A 25,916-nucleotide genomic window follows, 5' to 3' on the forward strand; every position below is an offset into this window, starting at 1 on the left:
TTTGGGCTCCACGCTTTTCGGAATACGTCGAGGGGTGCACGACGGTCGCGTGCACCCCTCAACGTAACCCTGCGCGGGTGGTTGGGCCTTCGCGGGGCGCCCCAGGCCCGCCCGTTCCCGAACCGGGGGCTGCCGCCCCCGGGCCCCCGCTTGTCGGCGCTTCGCGCCTCGTCCTCAAGCGCCGGACGGGCTAGAACTTGCGCGCCGTTGCCCACTCTCGCTGCGTCGCCACATCCGTCTTGATCTCCGCCAGCTGAGCCGCCACCGCCGACGGGGCCGTGCCACCCCTCCCGTCGCGGGACGCCAGCGCCCCCGGCACGTTCAGGACCGTGCGCACCTCCGGCGTCAGATGCGGGCTGATCTTCGCGAACTGGTCGTCCGTGAGCTGGTCCAGCTCGATGCCGTGTGCCTCGCACTCCTTGACGCACTCGCCCGCGACCTCGTGGGCGACCCGGAACGGCACGCCCTGCTTGACCAGCCACTCGGCGATGTCCGTGGCCAGGGAGAAGCCGGCCGGGGCCAGTTCCTCCATGCGGTCGCGGTGGATCGTGAGGGTCGCCATCATGCCGGTGAAGGCGGGCAGCAGGACCTCCAGCTGGTCGCAGGAGTCGAAGACGGGCTCCTTGTCCTCCTGGAGGTCGCGGTTGTACGCGAGGGGGAGGGCCTTGAGGGTGGCGAGGAGGCCCGTGAGGTTGCCGATGAGGCGGCCCGACTTGCCTCGTGCCAGCTCCGCGATGTCCGGGTTCTTCTTCTGCGGCATGATCGACGAGCCGGTCGAGAAGGCGTCGTGGAGGGTCACGAAGGAGAACTCCTTCGTGTTCCAGATGATGACCTCTTCGGCGATCCGGGACAGGTTCACGCCGATCATCGCGGTGATGAAGGCGAACTCGGCGACGAAGTCCCGCGAGGCCGTGCCGTCGATGGAGTTGGCGGCGCTGCCCCCCTCGAACCCGAGGTCCTTGGCCACGGCCTGCGGGTCGAGCCCGAGGGACGAGCCCGCGAGCGCCCCGGAGCCGTACGGAGACACGGCCGTCCGCGTGTCCCACTGGCGCAGCCGCTCGGCGTCGCGCGACAGGGACTGGACGTGGGCGAGCACGTGGTGGGCGAACAGCACCGGCTGGGCGTGCTGAAGGTGGGTGCGGCCCGGCATGGCCACGTCCGGGTGGGCCTCCGCGAGGCCGATCAGGGCCTCCTGGAGTTCGGCGATCAGGCCGCCGATGACGCGGGCGTGGTCGCGCAGGTACATCTTGAAGAGCGTCGCCACCTGGTCGTTGCGGGACCGTCCGGCGCGCAGCTTGCCGCCCAGGTCGGCGCCGAGCCGCTCCAGGAGGCCGCGCTCCAGGGCGGTGTGCACGTCCTCGTCGGCGACGGTGCCGACGAACGAGCCGTCCGCGACGTCCGCTTCGAGCTGGTCGAGGCCGGCCAGCATGCGCGTCAGCTCGTCCTCGGTGAGCAGCCCCGCCGAGCTCAGCACGCGCGCGTGGGCGCGGGAACCCGCGATGTCGTAGGGCGCGAGACGCCAGTCGAAGTGGACCGAGGCGGACAGTTGCGCCAGCGCTTCCGCGGGACCGTCGGCGAACCGGCCGCCCCAGAGGCGGACATCGCCGGTGTTGCTGCTCACGTGTGCTCCTTGGTGTGCGGTGGGCGAGGACCTCGCCCCTCAAACGTCGGACGGGCTCGTATCGTTACGTCGAGTGCTGCTAAGCCAGGTCCCGTCGCGCGGCGATCTTCGACGACAGCCCGAAGATGTCGATGAATCCCTGCGCCTTGGACTGGTCGAAGGTGTCGCCCGAGTCGTACGTCGCGAGGTTGAAGTCGTACAGGGACTGCTCGGACTTCCTGCCGGTGACGACGGCGCGGCCGCCGTGCAGGGTCATCCGGATGTCGCCGCTGACGTGCTGGTTCGCCTCGTCGATGAAGCCGTCGAGGGCGCGCTTGAGCGGCGAGAACCACAGGCCGTCGTAGACCAGTTCGCCCCAGCGCTGCTCGACCTGCCGCTTGTAGCGGGCCAGTTCGCGCTCGACCGTGACGTTCTCCAGCTCCTGGTGGGCGGTGATCAGGGCGAGGGCGCCCGGAGCCTCGTACACCTCACGGGACTTGATGCCCACGAGCCGGTCCTCGACCATGTCGATCCGGCCGATGCCCTGCGCGCCCGCCCGCTCGTTGAGCTGCTGGATCGCCTGGAGGACCGTGACCGGCCTGCCGTCGACGGCGACCGGCACGCCCTCCTTGAAGGTGAGGACGACCTCGTCGGCCTCGCGCGGGGTCGCGGGGTTCGACGTGTACTCGTACACGTCCTCGATCGGCGCGTTCCAGATGTCCTCCAGGAAGCCGGTCTCCACGGCCCGCCCGAAGACGTTCTGGTCGATGGAGTACGGCGACTTCTTGGAGGTCGCGATCGGCAGGCCCTTGTCCTCGCAGAAGGCGATGGCCTTGTCCCGCGTCATCGCGTAGTCCCGGACCGGGGCGATGCACTTGAGGTCGGGGCCGAGTGCCTGGATGCCGGCCTCGAACCGCACCTGGTCGTTGCCCTTGCCGGTGCAGCCGTGGGCGACGACGCCGGCGCCGTGCTTGTTCGCGGCGGCGACCAGGTGCTTGACGATCGCGGGCCGGGAGAGGGCCGACACCAGCGGATACCGGTCCATGTAGAGGGCGTTGGCCTTGATCGCCGGGAGGCAGTAGCCCTCCGCGAACTCGTCCCTGGCGTCCGCGACCTCCGCCTCGACCGCGCCGCAGGCGAGCGCGCGCTTGCGGATGACGTCCAGGTCCTCGCCGCCCTGACCGACGTCCACGGCGACGGCGATGACCTCGGCGCCCGTCTCCTCGGCGATCCAGCCGATGGCGACGGAGGTGTCAAGGCCGCCCGAATAGGCGAGTACGACGCGCTCGGTCACGGGGTTCTCCTCACGGTGCGTTCGCCCGCCGGGGTGGCGCGCTGCATTCACTGGCATGCATGAGTATGCAGCGCAGTGCATGATTCGTCAATCCCGTGGAATTGTTAGACAGCTGGACTAAAGGCGTCCATAACCCTTAGGCATGGGAAAGACTTATGAGCGCATCGACGGCCGGCTCCGTACGTTCATCGAGCAGCAGCCGATCTTCTTCACCGCGACCTCGCCGCTCGCCGCCGACGGGACGATCAACCTCTCCCCCAAGGGAGTCACCGGTTCGTTCGCCATCCTCGACGAACTGACCGTCGCCTACCTGGACTTCGCGGGCAGCAACGCGGAGACCATCGCCCTTCCCCAAGCTCTCGGCTTCGCTCGAGCAGGGGAGACCCCATCCGCGAGAACAGCCGCATCACGCTGATGTGGTGCGCCTTCCAGGGCCCGCCCAACATCGTCCGGGTGCACGGCCGCGGCGAGGAGGACATCGCGACGAGCATCGACGGGCTGCCGGGACTGCCGCTGCCGTTGCCGCCGACGCCTGCCTGAGCCCAGCTCTTCCCCTCAACACGTGTAGCGACCACATATCGAGACGGGGTTGCGTCGCCGCCGCGTCGCGACGTTGCATCGCCGGGTGCACACCGAACAGACAACGCCCGGTACGGCGGCCCCGGATGTCGCGGACGACGGTTCCCCGGCACCCGCCGACCGCGCCGCCCGTCGCGCCGTCACCGTCTTCCCCGTCCTCGTCCTGGGTGCGGGCGCGCTCGGGCTCCTCGTACCGGGCGCCTTCGAGGGGTGGGGCCCGAACGTCCCGTATCTGCTGGGCGTGGTGATGTTCTGCATGGGGCTCACCATGACCCCGGTGGACTTCCAGGGTGTGGTGAAGCGGCCTTGGGTGGTGGCTCTCGGGCTTGTGGCCCACTACGTGATCATGCCGGGGCTCGGCTGGCTCATCGCCCACGCCCTGGATCTCTCACCGCAGTTGGCGGCCGGGGTGATCCTCGTCGGCTGCGCGCCGAGCGGTACGGCTTCGAACGTCGTGACCTACCTCGCGCGCGGCGACGTGGCCCTCTCGGTGTCCGTCGCGACCGTCTCCACGGTCGTCGCGCCGCTCGTCACGCCGCCGCTGACGCTGCTGCTCGCGGGCGAGTACCTGCCGGTGGACGCGGGGTCGATGGTCACGGACATCCTCAAGACCGTGCTGCTGCCCGTCGCCGCGGGGCTCGTCGTGCGGCTGTGCTTCGGGGGTTACGTCGACCGCGTGCTCGGCGCGCTGCCGTGGCTGTCGGCCGCGACCGTCGCCGTCATCGTCGCGGTAGTCGTGGCCGGCAGCGCGGACGCCATCAAGTCGGCGGCCGCGCTCGTACTGGTCGCCGTCGTCCTGCACAACGGCCTCGGCCTCGCGCTCGGCTACGGCGCGGGAAAGCTGGCCCGGCTCGGCGCGCCCGCGTCCCGCGCGATGGCCTTCGAGGTCGGCATGCAGAACTCCGGCCTCGCCGCGTCCCTGGCCACCGCCCACTTCAGCCCCCTGGCGGCGCTTCCTGCCGCGGTGTTCTCCGTGTGGCACAACGTGTCGGGGGCACTGGTGGCGGCGTGGATGTCGTACCGGGCGCGGCGGTCGGGCTGACGGGACCCCGGGGGCGCGGTCAGTGCTCGTTCGAGGCCAGGCGCAGCAGGTGGTCCGCCAGTGCCTGGCCCCCCGCCGGTTCCCGGCTGATCAGCATGACCGTGTCGTCGCCGGCGATCGTGCCGAGGATGTCGTGCAGTTCGGCCTGGTCGATGGCCGAGGCGAGGAACTGGGCGGCGCCGGGCGGGGTGCGCAGGACGACGAGGTTGGCCGAGGCCTCCGCGGAGATGAGCAGTTCCACGGAGAGGCGCCGCATGCGCTGCTCCTTGGCCGACTCGCCGAGGGGGGCGCGGGGCGTGCGGAAACCGCCCTCGCTGGGCACGGCGTAGATCAGGTCGCCCTCGGCGTTGCGGATCTTGACGGCGTTGAGCTCGTCGAGGTCCCGCGAGAGCGTCGCCTGAGTGACGGTCAGACCGTCGTCGGCGAGCAGCTTCGCCAGCTGGCTCTGCGAACGCACCGGCTGCCGGTTGAGGATGTCCACGATCCGGCGGTGGCGTGCGGTGCGGGTCTGCGGCACGGCGGGACCCGCGTGCTCGGCCGGCCCGTTGTCCTGCGCGTGGCTCATCGTCGTCTCATTCCCCGGTTCGTCCTTCCCCGTCGGCCGCGTCGGCCCGGTTGGCCGCGACGGCCTGGTCGAGGACGCCGGGCAGGGCCCGGAGGAAGGCATCCACCTCCGCGTCGCGCACGTTCAACGGCGGCATGAGCCGTACGACATCGGGGGCGGGCGCGTTGACCAGGAAGCCGGCGTCCTGAGCCACCTGCTGGACCTGCGCTGCCAGCGGCTCGGTGAGCACGATACCCAGCAGCAGGCCCGCGCCCCTGACATGGTCGACGAGCGCGTGCCCGGCTGACTCGATTCCGTCGCGCAGCTTCTCGCCCGCGCGCTTGGTGTTCTCCAGGAGCCCCTCGGCCACGATGGTGTCGACGACGGCGAGTCCGGCGGCGCAGGCCACCGGGTTGCCGCCGAAGGTCGTGCCGTGGTGACCGGGCCTCAGCAGTTCGGCGGTCGCGCCGAAGGCGACGGTGGCGCCGAGCGGCAGGCCGCCGCCGAGACCCTTGGCGAGCGTGACGACGTCCGGGTCCACGCCCTCCTGCGCGAGGTGGGCGAACCAGTGGCCGGTACGACCGATTCCGGTCTGCACCTCGTCGAGGACGAGCAGGGTGCCGGTGGCGCGGGTGATGTCGCGGGCGGCCTTGAGGTAGCCGGCCGGCGGGACCACGGCGCCGTTCTCGCCCTGGATCGGCTCGATGATCACGAAGGCGGTGTCCTCGGTGACGGCCGCGCGCAGCGCCTCCACGTCGCCGTACGGAACGTGCGTGACGTCGCCGGGCAGGGGCAGGAACGGCTCCTGCTTGCCGGGCTGGCCGGTGAGCGCGAGGGCGCCCATGGTGCGGCCGTGGAAGCCGCCCTCGGTGGCGACCATGTGCGGGCGGCCCGTCAGCCGGCCGATCTTGAAGGCGCCCTCGTTGGCCTCCGCGCCCGAGTTGCAGAAGAACACGCGGCCGTCGCGGCCGAAGAGGTCGAGCAGCCGCTCCGCGAGGGCGACCGGCGGCTCGGCGACGAACAGGTTGGACACATGGCCGAGCGCGTTGATCTGCCGGGACACCGCCTCCACGACGGCCGGGTGGCCGTGGCCGAGCGCGTTCACGGCGATGCCGCCGACGAAGTCGGTGTAGCGCTTGCCGTCGGCGTCCCACAGCGTGCTGCCCGCGCCGCGCACCAGCGGGATGCGGGGCGTGCCGTAGTTGTCCATCAGGGCGCCCTGCCAGCGCCGGGTCAGGTCCTGGTTGGATGTCATGCCGGGTCCCCCTCGTTCGGCTCGGTCAGCTCGTCCGGCACGACCATCGTGCCGATTCCTTCGTCGGTGAAGATCTCCAGCAGGATCGCGTGCTGGACGCGCCCGTCGATGACGCGCGCGGTGTGCACGCCGTTGCGTACGGCGTGCAGACAGCCCTGCATCTTGGGCACCATGCCGCTGGACAGCTCGGGGATGAGCTTCTCCAGTTCGGTGGCCGTGAGCCTGCTGATGACGTCGTCGCTGTGCGGCCAGTCCTCGTACAGACCCTCGACGTCGGTGAGGACCATCAGCGTCTCGGCACCAAGCGCCGCAGCGAGTGCCGCAGCCGCCGTATCAGCATTGACGTTGTAGACATGCCCCTTGCCGCCTTCGTCCTGGGAGCGGGCGATGGAGGAGACGACCGGGATGCGGCCGTCCTTGAGCAGCGCCTCGATGGCGCCGGTGTCGATCTCGGTGACCTCGCCGACCTGGCCGATGTCGACCGGCTCGCCGTCGATCAGCGGCCGGTGCCGGGTCGCGGTGATGGTGTGCGCGTCCTCGCCGGTGAGGCCGACGGCGAGCGGTCCGTGCTCGTTGAGCAGGCCCACCAGCTCGCGCTGCACCTGCCCGGCGAGCACCATGCGGACGACGTCCATGGCCTCGGGCGTCGTCACCCGCAGGCCCGCCTTGAACTCGCTGACCAGGCCCTGCTTGTCGAGCTGGGCGCTGATCTGCGGGCCGCCGCCGTGCACCACGACGGGTCGCAGTCCCGCGTGGTGCAGGAACACGACGTCCTGGGCGAAGGCGGCCTTCAGGTCCTCGTCCACCATGGCGTTGCCGCCGAACTTGATGACGACGGTCTTGCCGCGGTGGCGGGTCAGCCAGGGCAGCGCCTCGATCAGGGTCTGTGCCTTGGGCAGTGCGGTGTGCTTGCGGGTGCTCATGGGGCTTTCCAGGTGGAGAACGGGGATGCCGCTACGAGGAGTACGCGCTGTTCTCGTGGACGTAGTCGGCGGTGAGGTCGTTGGCCCAGATGACGGCGGTCTCGGAGCCCGCGGCGAGGTCGGCGGTGATGCGCACCTCGCGGTAGCGCATGTCCACCAGGTCGCGGTCCTCGCCCACCGAGCCGTTCCTGCAGACCCAGACGTCGTTGATGGCGACGTTCAGCCGGTCCGGCTCGAAGGCGGCGGAGGTGGTGCCGATGGCGGAGAGCACCCGGCCCCAGTTGGGGTCCTCGCCGTGGATGGCGCACTTGAGGAGGTTGTTGCGGGCGATGGAGCGGCCCACCTCGACGGCGTCGTCCTCGGTGGCGGCGCCCACGACCTCGATGCGGATGTCCTTGCTGGCGCCCTCGGCGTCGCCGATGAGCTGGCGGGCCAGGTCGTCGCACACCTGCCGGACGGCGTCGGCGAACTCCGCGTACGCGGGCGTCACTTCGGCGGCGCCGGACGCGAGCAGGAGCACCGTGTCGTTGGTGGACATGCAGCCGTCGGAGTCGACGCGGTCGAAGGTGAGGCGGGTCGCCTCGCGCAGCGCCTTGTCGAGGTCGGCGGCGGGCAGGTCGGCGTCGGTGGTCAGGACGACCAGCATCGTGGCGAGGCCGGGGGCGAGCATGCCCGCGCCCTTGGCCATGCCGCCGACCGTCCAGCCCGCGCCCTCGGCGACGGCCGTCTTGTGCACGCTGTCCGTCGTCTTGATCGCTATGGCGGCCTTCTCGCCGCCGTGCCCGGACAGGGCGGCGGCGGCCGTCTCGACGCCCGGCAGGAGCTTGTCCATGGGCAGCGTCACGCCGATCAGGCCCGTCGACGCGACGGCGACCTCGCCCGCGTTCAGGCCGAGGACGTCCGCCACCTTCTCGGCGGTGGCGTGCGTGTCCTGGAAGCCCTTCGGGCCCGTACAGGCGTTGGCGCCGCCGGAGTTGAGGACGACCGCCGAGACCTGTCCGGCCTTGAGGACCTGCTCGGACCAGAGGACCGGCGCCGCCTTCACGCGGTTGGACGTGAAGACTCCGGCGGCGGCGAGACGGGGCCCGTCGTTGACCACGAGGGCCAGGTCCGGGTTCCCGCTGTCCTTGATCCCGGCGGTGATGCCCGCCGCCCGGAATCCCTTTGCTGCCGTCACGCTCACGGTGCGACTCCGATCGTGGATAGGCCCAGCTCCTCCGGGAGCCCCAGGGCGATGTTCATGCTCTGCACCGCGCCGCCGGCGGTGCCCTTGGCGAGGTTGTCGATGGCGCTGATGACGATCACGCGGCCGGACGCCGGGTCGTGGGTCGCCTGGACGTGCACGGCGTTGGAGCCGTAGACCGACGCCGTGGCGGGCCACTGGCCCTCGGGCAGCAGGTGCACGAACGGCTCGTCGGCGAAGGCCTTCTCGTACGTCGCGCGCACGCTCTCCGCGTTCACGCCCGGCTTGGCCTTGGCGCTGCAGGTGGCGAGGATGCCGCGCGGCATCGGGGCCAGCGTGGGCGTGAAGGACACCGTGACGCGCGAGCCCGCGGCGGCGCTCAGGTTCTGGATCATCTCGGGCGTGTGCCGGTGCGCCCCGCCGACGCCGTACGGCGACATGGAGCCCATGACCTCGGAGCCGAGCAGGTGCGGCTTGGCCGCCTTGCCCGCGCCGGAGGTGCCGGACGCCGCGACGATCACCGCTTCGTCCTCGACGAGCCCGGCGGCGTACGCCGGGAAGAGCGCGAGCGACACGGCCGTCGGGTAGCACCCGGGCACCGCGATGCGCTTGGTGGCCGCGAGCGCGGCGCGGGCGCCGGGCAGCTCGGGCAGGCCGTACGGCCAGGTGCCCGCGTGCGGGCTGCCGTAGAACTTCTCCCAGTCCGCCGCGTCCTTCAGACGGAAGTCGGCGCCCATGTCGACCACGAGCACATCCGGGCCGAGCTGCTCGGCGACGGCGGCGGACTGGCCGTGCGGCAGGGCGAGGAAGACGACGTCGTGGCCCGCCAGGCTCTCGGCCGTGGTCGGCGCCAGCACGCGGTCGGCGAGCGGGGCCAGGTGCGGCTGGAGCGCGCCGAGGCGCTCGCCCGCGTTCGAGTGGGCGGTGAGCGTGCCGATCTCGACCTCGGGGTGCACGGCAAGGAACCTCAGCAGCTCCCCGCCCGCGTATCCGCTCGCTCCCGCGACCGCTGCGCGTACCGTCATGGAATCCTCCTGCGTGAATGGCATGAATATACATTGCGCCGCACGTTTATACAATGGGGATCCGTGCCGCCCGCCGAAGCCGACTGCGGGTGAGGCGTCGCGGGAGCCGGTGAACCAGGCTCCGTCCCATCCCCCGGGGTGATCGACGCTCGGCCCATCATCGCACCGGAGCGGCGCGGACCGGCAGGAACGGCGGGCAGTTGCTGACCGTTCGGGGCGCTCAGCGGCCGCTCGGGAGCGGCCGGAACCGCGACCGCCCCGGCCGGCTGCTGCCGACCGGGGCGGGAACGTACGGACTGCGTCAGGCGAGCGAGGAGATCGCCTGGTTGAACGTGGCCGACGGACGCATGACCGCCGAGGCCTTGGCCGGGTCGGGCTGGTAGTAGCCGCCGATGTCGGCCGGCTTGCCCTGGGCGGCGATCAGCTCGTCGACGATCGTCTGCTCCTGCTCGGCGAGCGTCTTGGCCAGCGGCCCGAACGCCTCGGCGAGCTGCGCGTCGTCGGTCTGCTTGGCCAGCTCCTGCGCCCAGTACAGGGACAGGTAGAAGTGGCTGCCGCGGTTGTCGATGCCACCCAGCTTGCGGCTCGGCGACTTGTTCTCCTCGAGGAAGGTCGCCGTCGCGCGGTCCAGGGTGTCCGCGAGGATCTGGGCGCGCGCGTTGCCCGTGGTCTGCGCGAGGTGCTCGAAGGACACCGCGAGCGCGAGGAACTCGCCGAGGCTGTCCCAGCGCAGGTAGTCCTCCTTGACGAGCTGCTGCACGTGCTTGGGCGCGGAGCCGCCGGCGCCGGTCTCGAACAGGCCGCCGCCGTTCATCAGCGGGACCACCGAGAGCATCTTGGCGCTGGTGCCGAGCTCCAGGATCGGGAACAGGTCCGTCAGGTAGTCACGCAGGACGTTGCCGGTGACGGAGATCGTGTTCTCGCCGCGGCGGATGCGCTCCAGGGAGAACTTGATCGCCTCGACCGGGGACAGGATCTTGATGTCCAGGCCCTCGGTGTCGTGCTCCGGGAGGTACTGCTTGACCTTCCCGATGAGCTGCGCGTCGTGGGCGCGGCCCTCGTCCAGCCAGAAGACGGCCGGGTCGCCGGTGGCGCGGGCGCGCGAGACGGCGAGCTTCACCCAGTCCTTGATCGGGGCGTCCTTGGTCTGGCACATGCGGAAGATGTCGCCCGCGGCGACCGCCTGCTCCAGGACGACGTTCCCGGCCTCGTCGACGACGCGGACCGTGCCCTCGGCCTCGATCTCGAAGGTCTTGTCGTGGCTGCCGTACTCCTCGGCCTTCTGCGCCATCAGGCCGACGTTCGGGACCGAGCCCATGGTGGCCGGGTCGTAGGCGCCGTGGGCGCGGCAGTCGTCGACGACGACCTGGTAGATGCCCGCGTAGGAGCTGTCCGGGAGGACCGCGAGGGTGTCGTGCTCGCCGCCGTCCGGGCCCCACATGTGGCCCGAGGTGCGGATCATCGCCGGCATGGAGGCGTCGACGATGACGTCGCTCGGTACGTGCAGGTTGGTGATGCCGCGGTCGGAGTCGACCATGGCAAGCTCGGGGCCCTCGGCGATCTCGGCCTCGAAGGACGCCTTGATCTCGGCGCCCAGGTGCGGCACACCGTCCAGGCCCTTGAGGATCGCGCCGAGGCCGTCGTTGGGCGACAGACCGGCGGCGACGAGCGCCTTGCCGTACTTCTCGAAGGTCTTCGGGAAGAAGGCGCGCACCACGTGACCGAAGACGATCGGGTCCGAGACCTTCATCATCGTGGCCTTCAGGTGCACGGAGAACAGCACGCCCTCGGCCTTGGCACGGGCGATCTGCGCGGTCAGGAACTCGCGCAGCGCGGCGACGTGCAGGACGGAGGCGTCCACGACCTCGTCCGCGAGGACCGGCACCGACTCGCGCAGGACGGTGGTGGAACCGTCCGCGGCGGCCAGCTCGATGCGCAGGGAGCCCGCGGCGCCGATGACGGCGGACTTCTCCGTGGAGCGGAAGTCGTTCTCGCCCATGGTGGCGACGTTCGTCTTGGAATCGGCCGTCCACGCGCCCATGCGGTGCGGGTGCTTGCGGGCGTAGTTCTTGACCGACGCGGGGGCGCGGCGGTCGGAGTTGCCCTCGCGCAGGACCGGGTTGACCGCGGAGCCCTTGACCTTGTCGTAGCGGGCGCGGATGTCGCGCTCCTCGTCGGTCTTCGGGTCGTCCGGGTAGTCCGGCAGCGCGTAGCCCTGCTCCTGCAGCTCGGCGACGGCGGCCTTGAGCTGCGGGATGGACGCCGAGATGTTCGGCAGCTTGATGATGTTCGCCTGCGGCGTCTTCGCCAGTTCGCCGAGCTCGGCCAGCGCGTCGTCGATGCGCTGCCCCGCCTCCAGGCGCTCCGGGAAGCTCGCGATGATCCGGCCCGCCAAAGAGATGTCACGGGTCTCGACGCTCACACCCGCGGTCGAGGCGTACGCCTGGATCACGGGCAGGAAGGAATGCGTCGCGAGGGCGGGGGCCTCGTCAGTGTGCGTGTAGATGATGGTCGAGTCAGTCACCGGGTGCTCCGCTCCACGTCTGCAACATTGCTCGACATCAAGATATCTCGTGACGACGGTGGTCCGGACAGGGCCCTCGTCGGAGTTCCGGACCCGGTGCGCGGGCGCGGCACCCGGCGTCCGGTCACCGGGACGCCGTGGGCGCCCACACCCCCGCCGCCGTGCCCTCGCGCACGTGCTTCTCGTACGCGAGGACCTTGCCGTGGATGATCTCCAGGCTCGCGTCCAGCTCCTCGATCCGCGCGCGGACGGCACGCTCGTGCTCCTGGAGCAGGGCGAGCCGTTCGGCCTCGTTCCCCGGGCCCGAACGGACAAGTCCGGCAAACCGCTTCAGTTCGGCGATCGGCATCCCGGACGCCCGCAGCCGGTTGCACAGGGCGAGCCACTCGACGTCGGCGGCCGCGTACACGCGCCGCCCGCCGCCGGTCCGCGGGATCGGCCGCAGGAACAGTTCCTCGCGCTCGAAGAACCGGAGCGCGTGCACGCTGAGGCCGGTGGCGTCGGCGACCTCGCCGATGGACAGTCCGGCGTGCTTGTCGTCGTCTGCGTTCCCCACGCGCGCGCCCTTCATCCCCTTCATCCACTTCGCCCCCTTGCGGGCCGAGCTTGATCTAGATCGCAGTCTAGGTTCTAGCGTCCTGCCCATGACGAACCTGCCTATGACGAACAGAACCCCAGTTCAGCGCGCGCTCGGCTCCGGCCACGACGCCCGCAGCACCGCCGACGACGTACTGAAGGACATCGACCTGACCGGCCGGACCGCCATGGTCACCGGCGGCTACTCCGGGCTCGGCCTGGAGGCGACCCACGCCCTCGCCCGCGCCGGGGCCCACGTGATCGTCCCGGCGCGCAGGCCGGAGACGGCGGCCGCCGCCCTGCGCGGCACCCCCGGCACGGAGGTCGCGGCGCTCGACCTCGCGGACCTCGACAGCGTCCGCGCGTTCGCCGACGGCATCCTCGCGGGCGGCCGGGCCGTCGACGTACTCATCAACAACGCGGGCATCATGGCCTGCCCGGAGACCCGCGTCGGACCCGGCTGGGAGGCGCACTTCGCGGTCAACCACCTTGGCCACTACGCCCTGGTCAACCGGCTCGCGCCCGCCCTGACGCCGGGTCGTGCCCGGGTCGTGTCGGTGGCGTCGTCGGGCCACTTCCTGTCGGACGTCCGCTGGGACGACCCGCACTTCCGCCGCTCCCCCTACGACCCGTGGCTCGCCTACGCCCAGTCCAAAACGGCCAACGCCCTGTTCGCCCGGCACCTGGACGCCCTCGCCGGCGGCCGGGGCCCGCGCGCCTTCGCCGTGCACCCGGGCAGCATCCTCACCCCGCTCCAGCGCCACATCCCGCGCGAGGAGCAGATCGCGCAGGGCTGGATGGACGCCGACGGCAGGCCGGCCGACGGCTTCAAGTCCCCTGCGCAGGGCGCGGCGACGGCCGTGTGGGCGGCGACCTCGCCCCTCCTGGAGGAGCACGGCGGCGCCTACTGCCAGGACTGCGACGTCGCCGGGCCCGCCACCACGGACGACATGCTGATCGGCGGCGTCAAGCCGTGGGCGGTGGATCCGGCCGCGGCGGCCCGGCTCTGGCAGTTGTCCGCGGAACTCACGGGCGTCGACGCGTTTTCCTAGTCCGTGTGGGAGGTCCTGGCCGGAGCCGGGCATTCCATATCCCGCTCCGGCAGCGCCCCTCCCCCGAGGTACGCGTTGACCGCCCGGTCCGCGCACGGCACCCGCGTCAGACCGTCGATGTCGCGGCCGTAGACCCCGTGGGCGCGGATGTCGGTGGCGACCAGACGAGAGCCGCGCAGCGCGCGGTGCATGGCGAGCGCGTCCTCGAAGCGCGTGTGGTCGCGCTTCGCCTGGAGCATCAGCACCGGCACGTCGTTGTCGACCGTCACGGCGGGCTCGCGCGGCGGCTGCTCGAAGAACGGGCAGGGCGCGGTGATGCCGTTGACGAACGGTCCGAAGACGGGCTCGGTAGCGCGGCTGCGCACGCTGTTCTTCCAGTACGTCTCCGTGGCCTCGGGCCAGCCCCCGGCGGGCCAGCCGCCGTCGCCGCACATGAAGATCGTGCCACCGAGCATGCTGTCGGCGACCTCGGGCGAGTTCAACATCTTCAGCATGGCGGCGAGTTCGGGACCCGGCTCCGTCAGCTCTCCTTGATAGGCGGCGACCAGGTCGCGTACCAACGAAGCCGTCCTGGCGTCGTTCTCCCCCTGCGTGAGGGGCTGCTTGAGGATCATCCGCAGCAGGGGCGCGGTCATGCGCTGCGCGGCCAGCGTCACCGGCCGCCGCTCCGCCTGCGTGAGCATCCGCTCGACCCGGGCGCGGACTTGGGCGGCGGTGCGGCCGAGCCGGTACGTCGTGTGGTTCCGCGCCGTCCACACGGCCCACTCGTCCAGGGCACGCTCGGCGGGCGCGCCCGAGCGCCGGAACTGCTCGTACTGCGTGGCGGCGGGGTCGGTGACGGAGTCGATGACGAACCGGTCGGCGCGGCGCGGGAACATCTGCGTGTACGTGGCGCCGAGGTCCGCTCCGTAGGAGACGCCGTAGTACGAGAGCTTGCGCCGGCCCAGGGCCGCGCGGATCACGTCCATGTCGCGGGCGACGTTGCGGGACGAGGCGTGCGGCAGCAGCGCGCGGTTGTCGCCGTGTTCGTGGCAGCGGCGGGCGTCCTGGCGGGCGGTGCGCACCGACGCCTCGAAGTCCGCGCGGGGGCTGGTCGTCGGTGCGGGAGGCGGGGGCTTGGGGGCCGGGTCGCAGGCGATCGGGGTGCTCTCGCCGAGGAAGCGCGGGTCGAAGCCGATCAGGTCGTAGCGGCCCGCGACGTCCTTCAGGGCGGGGCGCAGGGCGAGAGTGTAGGCGAGGCCGGTGCCGCCGGGGCCGCCCGGGTTGGTCAGCAGGACGCCGCGGCGCTTCTCCGCGGGGGCGGTGGCCTTGATGCGGGAGACCGCGATCTCGATGGTGCGGCCGCCGGGGTCGGCGTAGTCGAGCGGGACGGTGACCTTCGCGCAGCGCGCGCCCGCCTCGTTCAGCTCCTTCTGGCCGGTCGGGCAGGGGCCCCAGTTCAGCTCCTGCTGCTCGTACGCGGCGAGGCCGGCCGCCCGGGTGGGTGCCGCGGGGCGCTGGGCCGACGCCTGCGCGGGCAGACCGCTCACGAGGACGGCGGCTAGGCCGAGCCCGGCGGTGGCCGTGGTGGTGGCGCGCATCGTGCTCCTTGAAGTCGTGCGGGTGCCGGGAAGTCGTGCGGGGCGCCGGGAAGTCGTGTGGCGTGCCGCGCGGTGCGTTCGTTCAGGACGCTACGAACGCGTGCGCCGACCGGCCATCCGACCAGCAGGAGACCCGTACTGAGGGAAGCCCCCGTATTCCGCTTGCCTTGGAGTGCGCTCCAACTCCTAGGGTCACGCCCAGGATCACCCGCACGACCAGGAGGTACGACCATGACCGGTATGCCCACACGCTCGCTCGGCGCTCTCACGGTCTCCGCGCAGGGGCTCGGCTGCATGGGGATGAGCCACGCCTACGGCGCCTCGGACGACGACCGGTCGACCGCGACCATCCACCGCGCGCTCGACCTCGGCGTCACTCTGCTCGACACCTCCGACTACTACGGCGGCGGGCACAACGAGGAGCTGATCGGCCGCGCGCTGGCGGGCCACCGGCGCGAACAGGCCGTCGTCGCCACGAAGTTCGGCTTCGCCAACCGCCTCGGCGAGCCGCTCGCGATCCGGGGCGACGCCGCGTACGTACGCCAGGCCTGCGAGGCCTCGCTGCGGCGGCTCGGCGTCGACCACATCGACCTCTACTACGTGCACCGCGTCGACCCGGACGTGCCCATCGAGGAGACCGTCGGCGCGATGGCCGAGCTCGTCGCCGCCGGAAAGGTGCGCCACCTCGGCCTCTCGGAGGCGAGCGCCCGCACCATCCGGCGCGCGCACGCCGTGCACCCGATCGCGGCGCTGCAGAGCGAGTGGTCGCTGTGGACGCGGGACCTGGAGGACGAGATCGCGCCGGTCTGCCGGGAGCTCGGCATCGGCATCGTGCCGTTCTCGCCGCTCGGCCGCGGCTTCCTGACCGGCCGGGTCACCTCCGTCGACGCCCTGGAGGCGGACGACATCCGCCGCACCCAGCCGCGGTTCGCCGACGGCAACCTGGAGCGGAACCTCGCGATCGTCGACGCCCTCAACGACATCGCCGCGCGGCGCGGCGTCACGGCCGGTCAGCTCGCGCTCGCCTGGGTGCAGCACCGCGGCGCCGACGTGGTCCCGATCCCGGGCACGCGCCGCGAGAAGTACCTGGAGGAGAACGTGGCCGCCGCCACCCTCGACCTGACCGCCGAGGAACTGGCCGCGATCGACGCGGCGGCGCCCGCGGAGGGGGTCGCGGGGACGCGTTACGACGCGACGAGCATGTCGGTCGTCGACAAGTAGGCCGACGGGGGGCGCCCGCGGCTACAGGACCGGTCATGTCGACAAGTCGCCCGCCGAGTAGCCTGCGGGTATGCCCTTCCCCGATGAGCGCGCCGACACCGTGACGGCCCTCGTGCACGCGGTGCCCGACGCCCTCGCGTATCTCGCCGGGGACTGGCGCGTCGAGCGGACGGTGCGGGACTTCGCGGGGGCGGCGGGCGCACCGGCGGAGGGGGTGTTCACCGGGACCACCAGGTTCACGCCGCTCGACGGCGCGGAGCCGGCCGACGCGGCGCAGACCGACGCGACACAGACCGACGCGGCGCAAGCCGACGCCGGCCTGCTGCACCACGAGTCCGGCACCTTCACCTGGCACGGCGTCGCCCGGCCCGCCGAGCGCACGCTCCGCTTCCTGCCGGGCGCGCTCCCGGGCACCGTGTGCGTCCACTTCGCCGACGGCCGCTTCTTCCACGACCTCGACCTGCGCTCGGGCCGCCACACCGCCGACCATCCGTGCGCGGCGGATCTGTACCGGGGCGAGTTCGAGGTGTACGACGAGGCGCGCTGGCGCACCCGGTGGCGGGTGGCGGGCCCCGCCAAGGACCTGCTCCTGACGACGGACTACACGCGCGTGCTCTGAATCCCCCCAGCCGAGGGAAGCGCCCTACGCCGCCGCGTCGATCCGCAGGTTCCAGCGACCGCCGTGCCCGGCGAGGGTGACCGTCGACAGCGGGCCCACGTCGATGTTCCAGTACGTCGCCGGGGGCGCCTTCAGGGCGTACACCAGCGCGGCCCGCACCACGGACGGCTCGGCCACCGCGACGACGCGGCCGCCGTCCCCGACGGGCCGGGTGTCGAGCCAGCCGCCGACCCGGGAGATGAACGCGAGCAGCGACTCCCCGCCGTGCGGCGCCGACCGGGGATCGCGCAGCCAGGCGTCCACCGTGCCGGGCTCACCCGCGGCCACCTCGGCCAGCGTGTACCCGCGCCAGCGGCCCATGTCGCAGTCGCTCAGGGCGGGTTGGGCCAGCAGCGCGAGACCGAGCGCGTCGCCGGTGGCGCGGCTGCGCGGGAGCGGCGCGCCGCACCTCGTGCCAGCCTGCCTCGTCGAGCGGCCGGTCGTCGTCGAACCGCTCGGTGAGCAGCGAGGTGCCGCGCGCGGCCGATATCAGCGTCACGCGAACGTGCATGCGGTGATCGTGGGGCGCGTGGTGCCCGCGGTCAAGGGGTGCCCGGAGTCAACGGGTCACTGCGCGCCGAGCACCATCCACTGCCCCGGGTTCTCCAAGACCGCGAACCCCACCTTCTCGTACACCTCGTGCGCGTCCCCGGTCGCGAGCAGGATCCGGCGCAGCCCGTACGGAGCGAGGTGGTCGCGCACCGCGCCCGCGAGCGCCGTGCCGAGGCCCTTGCCGCGCACCGAGCGGTCGACGTACACGTCGCAGAGGTAGGCGAACGTCGCGTGGTCGGTCACCACGCGGGCGTACGCGACCTGGGCGCGCGAAGCCTCCTCGTACACGCCGAAGTTGAGCGATCCGGCGATGGCCGCGTCCTGTTTCTCGCGGGTTCTGCCGACGGCCCAGTAGGCGTCCGTGGACATCCACGCGTGGATGCGGGCGGGGTCGAGGCGGGCGGGGTCGGTGGACAGCTCGTACCCGTCGGGGAAGGCGTGCTCGTTTCCGTCAGGGGCTACGTACGCGTTGGTCATGACGTGAGACTCGCAGGGGAGGCGCCGCACGTCGAGCGCCTTTCACCACTCCCGCGCACACCACCCCTCACCCCGGCACCTCGTCGCACGCCACCCCTCACCCCAGCACCTCGTCGCACGCCACCCGCAGCCTGCGCACCCCCTCGGCGATCTCCCCCGCCCCCGCAAGGGCCGCGAAGCTCAGCCGGACGTGCGCGGCCGGCGGCTCCGCCGCGAAGTACGGCCGTCCCGGCGCCACCGCGACCCCGGCGCGCAACGCGGCCGCCGCGAGGGCGAGTTCGTCGGTGCCGTCGGGCAGCCGCAGCCACAGGTGGTAGCCGCCGGCCGGGACGTGCGGCAGCGCGAGTTCGGGCAGCCGCAGCCGCAGCGCCGCCGCGAGGGCGTCCCTGCGGCTCCTCAACTCGGCTGCCACCGTGCGCAGATGGCGTGGCCAGGCGGGTGAGCCGACGAGTTCGAGCGCGGCCTCCTGGAGCGGCCTCGGCACGAAGAAGTGGTCGACGACCTGGATGGCGCGCAGCCGTTCCAGGACGGGCCCGCGCGCGGCGAGCGCGCTCACCCTGAAGCTCGGCGAGGTCGCCTTGGTGAGCGAGCAGACGTGCACGACGACGCCGTCCCGGTCGTCGGTCGTGAGCGGGCTCGGCAGCGGCCCGGCGTCCTCGTGCACGAGGCGGCGTACGAAGTCGTCCTCGACGACGAACGCCCCCGCCTCGCGGGCGATCCGCAGCACCTCGGGGCGGCGCTCGGCGGAGAGCACCGCGCCGGTCGGGTTCTGGAACAGCGGCTGGCAGACGAACACGCGCGCGCCGGTCGCCCGGAACGCGGCTTCGAGCAGCTCCGGCCGTACGCCGTCGGTGTCCACGGGCACCGGCACCGGCCGCAGTCCGGCGGCCCGCGCGATCGCCAACAGGCCCGGGTACGTGGGCGATTCGAGCAGCACCGGCGCGCCGGGCGGGGCGAGCGCGCGCAGCGTCGTCGTCAGGGCGCTCTGCCCGCCCGCGGAGACCAGGACCTCGGCCGCCGTGATCGCGCCGCCCATGCCCCGCGCGAACCACTCGCGCAGCTCGGGCAGGCCCTCGACCGGGGGCCGGTCCCAGGCGCCGGGGCGCCGCCCCGCCCGCGCGAGCGCGGCGGCCATGGCGCGCTCGGGCTGCAGCGAGGCGTGCAGATAGCCGCTGTTGAACTCGATGACGCCGGGCGGCGGCGCCGCGAGGGTGGCGAGGACGCCGGTGGCGTCGACGGAGCGCGGCACGACCTCCGTCGCGGCGTCCGCGCTGAGCGTCACCTCCTGCCAGGAGGTGTCCCCCACGGCCGCCGCGGCCGCGCCCGCCGCCGGTGGCCGCGCCCGGAAGGCCCCGGCACCGGGCCGCGTGACGACAAGACCCTCCGCGGCGAGCTGCCCGAGGGCCCGTGACACGGTCACGGGGCTCACCCGGAACCGCTCGACAAGCGCCCGGCTCGACGGCAGCTTTCCACCTGGAGAGTAGCGGTCTAGCTCGGCCCGCAGCTTCTGCGCCAACTCACCCACACTGCTACGCTCATGCATGAGAGCACAGGATAGCGCTACTGTTTCGCGAGGGATAGCGGTCCGGACGTCCGCCGGGCCGATCCGGTCGACCGCGTCCTCGGGGTCCTCCGGCCCTACTGGCCCTACCAGCCCCACTGAGCCCGTCGGCATCACGGACCCCGCCGCCCAGGACCAGCACCGCCGCCGAGCAGGCACCGCTCAGGCCGCCCTCGGCGTCGTCGCCTTCTCCCTCACCTTCCCCGCCACCGCCTGGGGCCTCGAAGGCATCGGCCCCTGGTCCTTCGTCGCCCTGCGCTGTGTCCTGAGCGCCGTCATCGCGGGCGGCTGCCTGCTGGCCCTGCGGGTCCCGGTGCCGCCGCGCGCGCACTGGGGCGGGCTCGCCGTCGTCGGCGGCGGCGTCGTGATCGGCTTCCCGCTCCTGACCTCTCTGGCCCTGCAGACGTCGAGCACGTCGCACGCGGCCGTCGTCGTCGGGCTGCTCCCGCTGACGACCGCCGCGCTCTCCGCGCTGCGCACCGGCGTCCGCCCGTCACGGACGTTCTGGGCGGCGGCGATCGCGGGCGCGGTCGCGGTGCTCGCGTTCACGGCGCAGCAGAGCGGCGGAAAGCTGTCGACCGCCGACCTGTACCTGTTCGGCTCGCTGCTGGTGTGCGCCGCGGGCTACACGGAGGGCGGCCGGCTCGCCCGGGAGATGCCGGGCTGGCAGGTCATCGGCTGGGCCCTGGTCCTGTGCCTGCCGCTGACGGTCGTCTGGGCGGCGCTCGCCCTGCCGCACGAGCCGTTCCAGCTGACCGCGCACAGCTCGATCGGCCTGCTCTACTCCGCGATCGGCTCCCAGTTCCTCGGCCTGCTCATCTGGTACCGCGGCATGGCCGCCATCGGCATCCCCAAGGCCAGCCAGCTCCAGCTCGCCCAGCCGCTGCTCACCCTCGTCTGGTCCCTTTTCCTGCTCGGCGAGGACGTGCCCGCGGCGGCGCCGCTGACCGCCGTGGCGGTGCTCGTGTGCATCGCTGTCACCCAACGGGCGCGCGGGTAGGCGCAGGCGGCCGCCACCGGTCGTACACTGACGGCCACGCACCGCCACCCTGTGATCGGACGAGGAGGGCACTCCCCATGCGAGCATCCGTGGGCGACCGGCTGCTGATCCACGGCAGGATCGTCGGGCAGCAGGACCGGACGGCTGAGGTCGTCGAAATCCTCGGCGAGGACGGCGGCCCGCCCTACCGCGTACGTTTCGAGGACGGGCACGAGACCCTCATGTCACCGGGCCCCGACACGGTCGTACGCCACATCGACGGCGACGAGTGAGCCACCGGGCCCGGGTCCACCGACCCGGGCCCGCGCACACTCCGGGCTCCGGCCCGCGCTCAGACGTCCGCGCGATACGTGTAGTGGTCGTCGACCACCCGCTGCATCGCGCCGATCCTGTCGGCCACGACGTGCTTCGCCGAGTAGAAGACGTGCCCGCGCACCCGCGGGTAGTCCTTCGCGAACGTGAGGTGCCGGGACAACTCGGCGGGATCCTGCCACGCGGCGGGCTGCGCCGGGTCCCCCGCCTTGTACAGCGCCTCCCCCACGTACAGCTTCACGCCCGTGCCCCGCGCCACGTCGTCCCACCAGGGCACGAGCTTGGCGTAGTCGGCCGCGGGCAGGCCGATGTTCCAGTACAACTGCGGACAGATGTAGTCGATCCAGCCCTTCTTCACCCAGCCCCGGGTGTCGGCGTACAGATCGTCATAGGTCTGCACGCCCGCGCGCGTGTCGGAACCGGTCGGGTCGGTGACGGCGTTGCGCCACACGCCGAAGGGGCTGATCCCGAACTGCGTCCTGCGGCGCACCTTCTTGATGCGTACGCCCATCTCCCGCACCATCCGGTCGATGTTGTCGCGGCGCCACGACGCCCGGTCCGGGAAGCCGCCGCCGTACCGCGCGAAGGCGGCCTCGTCGTCGAAGACCTGCCCCGCGACCGGATACGGGTAGAAGTAGTCGTCCCAGTGCACCGCGTCCAGGGGATAGCGCCGCACCGCGTCGAGCATCGAGTCCTGCATGAAGCGGCGCACCTCGGGCAGCCCCGGGTTGTAGTAGAGCTTCCCGCCGTACGGCACGACCCAGTCGGGGTGCAGGCGGGCCGGGTGCGACGGGATGAGGCGGGCGGGGTCGGTGTGCATGGCGATGCGGAACGGGTTGAACCAGGCGTGCAGCTCCAGGCCTCTTCGGTGCGCCTCGCGCACGGCGGTGCCCAGCGGGTCCCAGCCCGGGTCCTTGCCCTGCGTGCCCGTGAGCCACTCCGACCAGGGCTCGAACCGCGACGGCCAGAACGCGTCGGCCGTGGGGCGCACCTGGAGGACCACCGCGTTCAGGCGGCGGCGCACCGCCTCGTCCAGATACGCGATCAGCTCCGTACGCTGCTCCGCGGCGGTAAGCCCCGGCTTGGAGGGCCAGTCGATGTTGACGACCGTCGCCACCCACATGCCGCGCAGCTCGCGCCCCCGGCGCCGGGACTGCGGCACGGCCGCCGCGTCCCCCGCCATGGCGAGCCCCGCGGCCACCGAGGCCGCCGCCATCGTGAACGCCCGACGTGACACCTGACGTGACATACGCCTCATGAAGCCGCCCCTCGAGTCCGGGATCCGCCGACAGTCGCTGGTCGTTCGGGGACAGCATGCCCGACCCGGCCCGTAATGGACCGGAGGTTGCGGAGTAACGTTCACCGGCGAGGCAGGCACCGGCACCGTGCGGGGGACCCTGCCGTCCTGTTGATCTGCGAAAGGCACGAGGTGACCGACTCTATGGCCGACATTGCGCGCGTCGGAGTGGTGGGCTGTGGCCAGATGGGCGCGGGTATCGCGGAGGTCTGCGCCCGTTCCGGCCTGGACGTCATGGTCGCGGAGACCACCGGCGAGGCCCTGGAGATCGGCCGCACCCGGCTGTACAACTCCCTGTCCAAGGCGGCCGAGCGCGGCAAGATCTCCGAGGAGGAGCGGGACGCCACGATCGCGCGGCTCAGCTTCACCACCGACCTGGGCGAGTTCTCCGACCGCGACCTCGTCATCGAGGCCGTCGTGGAGAACGAGCAGATCAAGACCGAGATCTTCCAGGTGCTCGACCAGGTGGTGACGCGCCAGGACGCGATCCTCGCCTCCAACACCTCCTCCATCCCGCTGGTGAAGCTGGCCGTGGCGACGTCCCGCCCGGACCAGGTCATCGGCATCCACTTCTTCAACCCGGCCCCCGTGCAGCAGCTCGTCGAGCTGATTCCGGCGCTGACCACGTCGGAGGGCACCATCAGCCGGGCGCAGGCCCTGGTGGAGAAGGTGCTCGGCAAGCACGCGATCCGCGCCCAGGACCGCTCGGGCTTCGTGGTGAACGCGCTCCTCATCCCCTATCTGCTTTCGGCCATCCGGATGTTCGAGTCGGGCATCGCGTCCCGCGAGGACATCGACAACGGCATGGAGATGGGCTGCGCCCACCCGATGGGTCCGCTGAAGCTGTCGGACCTGATTGGCCTGGACACGGTGGCCTCGGTGGCGGACAGCATGTACGACGAGTTCAAGGAGCCGCTGTACGCCGCTCCCCCGCTGCTTCAGCGCATGGTCGACGCGGGCCGCCTCGGCCGCAAGACGGGCTCGGGCTTCTACACGTACGCCTGAGAGCCCCTCGCGGCATGATTACGCTCCGTACCTGAACTCAAGTCAATTTTCGGCCAGTTCACGGGCCCGGCACTCCTCGAGTGCCGGGCCCGCGCCGTTCACACACCGTGTGCGCGGGGGGCTCGCATATGCCCTTCGCACACGCTCCCGCCGCGGCCACCAGGCGAGTTGACTTTCCGTGCGCACAGGGGGGATGTGACCACTACAGAAAGGAGCGGACTCGTGACCACCGACCCCGAGCGTCCCGTGGTCCCGGAAGAACTCGCAGAGTTACGTCGCAGCCTGGACGTGGGCCTCACCCGCGTCGACGGACGGCTCGCGTTACTCACCCAGAGCGACGCACAGCACACCAAGGATCAGGATGACCTGTCCCTCCGGATCACGGCCCTTGAGCACAACAGGTGGCCCCTGCCGGCCCTCGCCGCCCTCACAGCAATCGGGGCGCTCGCGGTGGCGGTCTGGCAGGCCCTCGGGCGCTAGTCCGGGGCCGGTGCCGACCGGCTAACGGCCGTCCTGGCCAAGACGCAGATGGTGCAGCAAGAGGAGTGCCGCCGCCATGTTGGCGGCCGGGACCTCGCCCCGCGCCACCATGTCGGGGACGAGCTTCAGCGGGACCCACTCACGGCGGTCCGACTCGAAGTCGTCCTCGGGGTGGCCGATGTAGGTCCCCTCGTCCGACCAGTAGATGTGGTGCCGGGCGTCGGTGAGACCGTTGGACGGCTCCACGCTCATCAGGTGCCGCAAGGGTCCCGGCCGCCAGCCGGTCTCCTCCTCCATCTCGCGGGCCGCCGCGCAGGCGATGTCCTCGCCGTCCTCGACGACCCCCGCGGCCAGTTCCCAGCCCCAGCTGTCGGTGATGAAGCGGTGCCGCCAGAGCAGCAGCACCTCGTTGGCCTCGTTGACGACCGTGGCGATCGCGACCGGCCGCATCCGTATCAGGAAGTGATCGAGGTGCCGTCCGTCCGGAAGCTCGACGTCTGCGAGATTGACGGTGAACCAGCGATTTCCATACACAGTTTGTTCGCTCTGTTTCGTCCACTGCACGGTTCTGCCACCTTCCACCGAGTAGATGGCAATATCGCAGCAGGAAGGTGCTCAGAGCACTCCGCGCACGGCAGAGCGAAGTAGCACGTGTCACGCGTGGTTCCGCCCCCGCCCTCTGAAGGCACGGCGAATCGCGCGGCAGCGCGCCGCGAATCTACAGCGGCACGCGCAGCGCCCCGTCGATCAGTTCGGCGGCCTCGGCCGTGCCCGCGCAGTCGCTGCGCACCAGGTGTTCGCGCACCGCCCGGAGCCGGTCGCGCAGCCGCTGTGACTCCATCCCCCGCGCCTGTTCTGCCATTTCCACCGCCGTGGCCACCGCCTCGTCGGTGTTCCCCTGCCGCAGTTCGATCTGGCTGAGCATGGCGAGCCGGTGGACCCGGCCCCGGTCGTGCGCCGGAGTGTCCACGGCCGCCGCGGCGTGTTCGTGCGCGCCCGCGAGATCCCCGAGGCTGAGCAGCGCCTCGGCCACCTGTACGTTCACCAGGCCGGGCTGGACATAGCCCGTCTCGTCCGGTTCGCGCCCCCTGCGGATGCGGTCGGCCGCGGCCTCGGCACGCCGGATGCACGACAGCGCGCTGCTGCCGTCGCCCAGGTGCGCGTACGACTTGGCCTGCATCGCGTACAGATCGGAGGCGAGCGCCGGGGTGATGTCGCGGCCCGCGGCCCGCAGCGCGGCCTCCGCGAAGGCGACCGCCTGGCGGTACTCCCGCATGAACAGCGACTGGTTGACGAGCAGCGCGATGACGTACGCCCCAAGGCCCCGGTCCCCGCTGGCCTTCGCCAGCCGCAGCGCCTGGTGGAAGTAGCGCTGGGCCAGGCCGTGCGCGTCCGAGTCGTACGCGCAGATGCCGGCGATCGCCACCAGGCCGCCGGTCGCGCGGTGCAGCTGACGTCCCGTCGCGTCGGTGTAACTGCCCCTCAGCAGCGGGGCCGCCTCGGCGTTCAGGAAGCCGACGATGCGGGTGCGCGTGGCGATGCCGCCCGTCTTGCGGTACATCTGCTCGTAGTGCGCGCGGGCCGCGCGCATCATCTCTATGTCCCCCATGCTCACCGGATGGCGGCCGCCGCGGGAGACGTCCACGTCCTCCGGCGGGTTCTCCCACTCCCACACGGGCATCACCGCGGGCGTGCCGGTGACCGCGGGCGCGCCGAGCAGATGCGGGCGCTGCTGTTCGTCCGAGCGCCACAGGGCGGTGGCGCGCTCGACGAACCCGGAGAGCGTGGACGCCATCGAGCCCTGTCGCGCGGCCGGGACGCCGGGCACGCCGAGGCCGATGTCGTCGAGCGTGACCGTGCGCCGCAGGCGGCCGGCGAGCACTTCGCAGATGAGGTCGGGCACCTGGCCGCGCGGGCGCTGGCCCTTCAACCAGCGGGCCACGGCCGTGTGTTCGTATCTCAGCGAGAGACCTCTTGCCTTGCCCGCCTGATTGACATGGGCGGCAAGGCCCGCATGCGAGATGCCGGCTTCGTCGAGGATCGCGTCGAGCAGGGTGTTGGGCTGCATGGATGCCCTCCGGTGGCTCGGTGCGCCCAGCCTAATGGAGTCACGCGCACACGGGGTGTGAACGGAGTGCTCGCATCCGGGGGGTGTGCGCTCTGCCGCGCCGGGCGC

General features: G+C 71.9%; 23 protein-coding genes and 2 pseudogenes. 9 read left to right on the forward strand and 16 right to left on the reverse strand.

The features are described 5' to 3' along the window. Window positions 1-190 precede the first annotated feature (190 nt). Both argH and IEY91_RS26455 read right to left on the reverse strand, forming a co-directional pair. On the reverse strand, window positions 191-1,621 hold the full coding sequence (gene argH / locus IEY91_RS26450) for an argininosuccinate lyase (protein WP_189175932.1): 1,431 nt from the start codon (window positions 1,619-1,621) through the stop codon (window positions 191-193). Between the two features lie 79 nt (window positions 1,622-1,700). Further along, window positions 1,701-2,894, reverse strand: coding sequence for an argininosuccinate synthase (locus IEY91_RS26455; protein ID WP_164326345.1), 1,194 nt, complete (start codon window positions 2,892-2,894; stop codon window positions 1,701-1,703). 142 nt (window positions 2,895-3,036) lie between these two features. Between IEY91_RS26455 and IEY91_RS26460 the strand changes: the two are divergent. Both IEY91_RS26460 and IEY91_RS26465 read left to right on the forward strand, forming a co-directional pair. Continuing rightward, window positions 3,037-3,434 (forward strand): annotated as a pseudogene (locus tag IEY91_RS26460) (hypothetical protein). 85 nt (window positions 3,435-3,519) lie between these two features. Next, complete coding sequence (locus IEY91_RS26465; RefSeq protein ID WP_229697237.1) at window positions 3,520-4,515, forward strand: bile acid:sodium symporter family protein; 996 nt, start codon at window positions 3,520-3,522, stop codon at window positions 4,513-4,515. A 19-nt stretch (window positions 4,516-4,534) separates the two neighbouring features. On the opposite strand, the gene IEY91_RS26470 is transcribed toward IEY91_RS26465, so the two are convergent. From IEY91_RS26470 to IEY91_RS26500, 7 genes are all read right to left on the reverse strand, one after another. After that, window positions 4,535-5,080, reverse strand: coding sequence for an arginine repressor (locus IEY91_RS26470; protein ID WP_016639245.1), 546 nt, complete (start codon window positions 5,078-5,080; stop codon window positions 4,535-4,537). A 7-nt stretch (window positions 5,081-5,087) separates the two neighbouring features. Next, window positions 5,088-6,314: an acetylornithine transaminase gene (locus IEY91_RS26475; RefSeq protein ID WP_189175933.1), complete on the reverse strand. Its 1,227-nt coding sequence runs from the start codon at window positions 6,312-6,314 to the stop codon at window positions 5,088-5,090. Continuing rightward, window positions 6,311-7,237 carry an acetylglutamate kinase gene (gene argB / locus IEY91_RS26480; protein WP_164326343.1) on the reverse strand — a complete coding sequence of 309 codons (927 nt, stop codon included), beginning with the start codon at window positions 7,235-7,237 and terminating at the stop codon, window positions 6,311-6,313. The genes IEY91_RS26475 and argB overlap by 4 nt, the downstream gene beginning before the upstream one ends. A 31-nt stretch (window positions 7,238-7,268) precedes the next feature. Continuing rightward, window positions 7,269-8,420, reverse strand: a complete 1,152-nt coding sequence (gene argJ, locus IEY91_RS26485; protein ID WP_164326342.1) for a bifunctional glutamate N-acetyltransferase/amino-acid acetyltransferase ArgJ — start codon at window positions 8,418-8,420, stop codon at window positions 7,269-7,271. Continuing rightward, entirely contained in the window at window positions 8,417-9,445 is a 1,029-nt protein-coding gene (gene argC, locus IEY91_RS26490) for an N-acetyl-gamma-glutamyl-phosphate reductase (protein ID WP_164326341.1), read from the reverse strand. Before argC ends, argJ begins: the two co-directional genes overlap by 4 nt. A gap of 301 nt (window positions 9,446-9,746) precedes the next feature. Beyond that, window positions 9,747-11,969 carry an NADP-dependent isocitrate dehydrogenase gene (locus IEY91_RS26495; RefSeq protein WP_189175934.1) on the reverse strand — a complete coding sequence of 741 codons (2,223 nt, stop codon included), beginning with the start codon at window positions 11,967-11,969 and terminating at the stop codon, window positions 9,747-9,749. 124 nt (window positions 11,970-12,093) lie between these two features. Next, the gene (locus IEY91_RS26500) at window positions 12,094-12,540 is read right to left on the reverse strand and encodes a MerR family transcriptional regulator (protein WP_189176018.1); all 447 of its coding nucleotides are present in this window, start codon (window positions 12,538-12,540) and stop codon (window positions 12,094-12,096) included. A 73-nt stretch (window positions 12,541-12,613) separates the two neighbouring features. Between IEY91_RS26500 and IEY91_RS26505 the strand changes: the two genes are divergently transcribed. After that, a complete protein-coding gene (locus IEY91_RS26505; protein ID WP_189175935.1) occupies window positions 12,614-13,597 on the forward strand; it encodes an SDR family NAD(P)-dependent oxidoreductase in 984 nt (327 codons plus the stop codon). Here the strand turns inward: IEY91_RS26505 and IEY91_RS26510 are convergent. Then, window positions 13,594-15,177: an alpha/beta fold hydrolase gene (locus IEY91_RS26510; RefSeq protein WP_189175936.1), complete on the reverse strand. Its 1,584-nt coding sequence runs from the start codon at window positions 15,175-15,177 to the stop codon at window positions 13,594-13,596. The genes IEY91_RS26505 and IEY91_RS26510 overlap by 4 nt on opposite strands. Before the next feature lie 231 nt (window positions 15,178-15,408). On the opposite strand from IEY91_RS26510, the gene IEY91_RS26515 reads away from it, so the two are divergent. Beyond that, window positions 15,409-16,398 (forward strand): aldo/keto reductase, encoded by a 990-nt coding sequence (locus IEY91_RS26515; RefSeq protein WP_164326336.1) that lies wholly within the window; start codon window positions 15,409-15,411, stop codon window positions 16,396-16,398. 70 nt (window positions 16,399-16,468) lie between these two features. Next, a complete protein-coding gene (locus IEY91_RS26520) occupies window positions 16,469-17,017 on the forward strand; it encodes a DUF6314 family protein (protein ID WP_189175937.1) in 549 nt (182 codons plus the stop codon). Window positions 17,018-17,041: 24 nt separating this feature from the next. Here IEY91_RS26520 and IEY91_RS26525 read toward each other — a convergent pair. From IEY91_RS26525 to IEY91_RS26535, 3 genes and pseudogenes are all read right to left on the reverse strand, one after another. After that, window positions 17,042-17,567: pseudogene (locus IEY91_RS26525) on the reverse strand (histidine phosphatase family protein). Between the two features lie 56 nt (window positions 17,568-17,623). After that, a complete protein-coding gene (locus IEY91_RS26530) occupies window positions 17,624-18,085 on the reverse strand; it encodes a GNAT family N-acetyltransferase (RefSeq protein ID WP_189175938.1) in 462 nt (153 codons plus the stop codon). A gap of 97 nt (window positions 18,086-18,182) precedes the next feature. Continuing rightward, the gene (locus IEY91_RS26535; RefSeq protein ID WP_189175939.1) at window positions 18,183-19,628 is read right to left on the reverse strand and encodes an aminotransferase-like domain-containing protein; all 1,446 of its coding nucleotides are present in this window, start codon (window positions 19,626-19,628) and stop codon (window positions 18,183-18,185) included. Between IEY91_RS26535 and IEY91_RS26540 the strand changes: the two genes are divergently transcribed. After that, a complete protein-coding gene (locus IEY91_RS26540; RefSeq protein WP_189175940.1) occupies window positions 19,627-20,646 on the forward strand; it encodes a DMT family transporter in 1,020 nt (339 codons plus the stop codon). The two genes, IEY91_RS26535 and IEY91_RS26540, sit on opposite strands and share 2 nt — an antisense overlap. Window positions 20,647-20,723: 77 nt before the next feature. After that, entirely contained in the window at window positions 20,724-20,918 is a 195-nt protein-coding gene (locus tag IEY91_RS26545; protein WP_164326331.1) for a DUF1918 domain-containing protein, read from the forward strand. A 59-nt stretch (window positions 20,919-20,977) separates the two neighbouring features. Here the strand turns inward: IEY91_RS26545 and IEY91_RS26550 are convergent, their stop codons facing one another. Beyond that, window positions 20,978-22,216, reverse strand: coding sequence for a glycoside hydrolase family 10-like protein (locus tag IEY91_RS26550; RefSeq protein WP_373288020.1), 1,239 nt, complete (start codon window positions 22,214-22,216; stop codon window positions 20,978-20,980). Between the two features lie 183 nt (window positions 22,217-22,399). On the opposite strand from IEY91_RS26550, the gene IEY91_RS26555 reads away from it, so the two are divergent. Next, window positions 22,400-23,260, forward strand: coding sequence for a 3-hydroxybutyryl-CoA dehydrogenase (locus IEY91_RS26555; protein WP_164326330.1), 861 nt, complete (start codon window positions 22,400-22,402; stop codon window positions 23,258-23,260). Between the two features lie 222 nt (window positions 23,261-23,482). Continuing rightward, a complete protein-coding gene (locus IEY91_RS26560) occupies window positions 23,483-23,740 on the forward strand; it encodes a hypothetical protein (RefSeq protein WP_164326329.1) in 258 nt (85 codons plus the stop codon). 21 nt (window positions 23,741-23,761) lie between these two features. Here IEY91_RS26560 and IEY91_RS26565 read toward each other — a convergent pair whose 3' ends face one another. Then, the gene (locus IEY91_RS26565; RefSeq protein ID WP_164326328.1) at window positions 23,762-24,304 is read right to left on the reverse strand and encodes an NUDIX hydrolase; all 543 of its coding nucleotides are present in this window, start codon (window positions 24,302-24,304) and stop codon (window positions 23,762-23,764) included. Window positions 24,305-24,458: 154 nt separating this feature from the next. Further along, complete coding sequence (locus IEY91_RS26570) at window positions 24,459-25,808, reverse strand: NsdA family TPR-like regulatory protein (RefSeq protein ID WP_164326327.1); 1,350 nt, start codon at window positions 25,806-25,808, stop codon at window positions 24,459-24,461. Window positions 25,809-25,916 lie beyond the last annotated feature (108 nt).

It is taken from the genome of Streptomyces lasiicapitis, assembly GCF_014646335.1.
In the GTDB taxonomy this organism is placed as follows: domain Bacteria; phylum Actinomycetota; class Actinomycetes; order Streptomycetales; family Streptomycetaceae; genus Streptomyces; species Streptomyces lasiicapitis.

What these genes read in the sequence shown, in the direction of transcription:
- IEY91_RS26470 (WP_016639245.1), bottom strand. Translation starts at nt 5,080, where the DNA reads ATGAGCCACGCGCAGGACAACGGGCCGGCCGAGCACGCGGGTCCCGCC.
- IEY91_RS26475 (WP_189175933.1), bottom strand. Translation starts at nt 6,314, where the DNA reads ATGACATCCAACCAGGACCTGACCCGGCGCTGGCAGGGCGCCCTGATG.
- argB (WP_164326343.1), bottom strand. Translation starts at nt 7,237, where the DNA reads ATGAGCACCCGCAAGCACACCGCACTGCCCAAGGCACAGACCCTGATC.
- argC (WP_164326341.1), bottom strand. Translation starts at nt 9,445, where the DNA reads ATGACGGTACGCGCAGCGGTCGCGGGAGCGAGCGGATACGCGGGCGGG.
- IEY91_RS26500 (WP_189176018.1), bottom strand. Translation starts at nt 12,540, where the DNA reads ATGAAGGGCGCGCGCGTGGGGAACGCAGACGACGACAAGCACGCCGGA.
- IEY91_RS26505 (WP_189175935.1), top strand. Translation starts at nt 12,614, where the DNA reads ATGACGAACCTGCCTATGACGAACAGAACCCCAGTTCAGCGCGCGCTC.
- IEY91_RS26510 (WP_189175936.1), bottom strand. Translation starts at nt 15,177, where the DNA reads ATGCGCGCCACCACCACGGCCACCGCCGGGCTCGGCCTAGCCGCCGTC.
- IEY91_RS26515 (WP_164326336.1), top strand. Translation starts at nt 15,409, where the DNA reads ATGACCGGTATGCCCACACGCTCGCTCGGCGCTCTCACGGTCTCCGCG.
- IEY91_RS26520 (WP_189175937.1), top strand. Translation starts at nt 16,469, where the DNA reads ATGCCCTTCCCCGATGAGCGCGCCGACACCGTGACGGCCCTCGTGCAC.
- IEY91_RS26530 (WP_189175938.1), bottom strand. Translation starts at nt 18,085, where the DNA reads ATGACCAACGCGTACGTAGCCCCTGACGGAAACGAGCACGCCTTCCCC.
- IEY91_RS26540 (WP_189175940.1), top strand. Translation starts at nt 19,627, where the DNA reads ATGAGAGCACAGGATAGCGCTACTGTTTCGCGAGGGATAGCGGTCCGG.
- IEY91_RS26535 (WP_189175939.1), bottom strand. Translation starts at nt 19,628, where the DNA reads ATGCATGAGCGTAGCAGTGTGGGTGAGTTGGCGCAGAAGCTGCGGGCC.
- IEY91_RS26545 (WP_164326331.1), top strand. Translation starts at nt 20,724, where the DNA reads ATGCGAGCATCCGTGGGCGACCGGCTGCTGATCCACGGCAGGATCGTC.
- IEY91_RS26550 (WP_373288020.1), bottom strand. Translation starts at nt 22,216, where the DNA reads ATGAGGCGTATGTCACGTCAGGTGTCACGTCGGGCGTTCACGATGGCG.
- IEY91_RS26555 (WP_164326330.1), top strand. Translation starts at nt 22,400, where the DNA reads ATGGCCGACATTGCGCGCGTCGGAGTGGTGGGCTGTGGCCAGATGGGC.
- IEY91_RS26570 (WP_164326327.1), bottom strand. Translation starts at nt 25,808, where the DNA reads ATGCAGCCCAACACCCTGCTCGACGCGATCCTCGACGAAGCCGGCATC.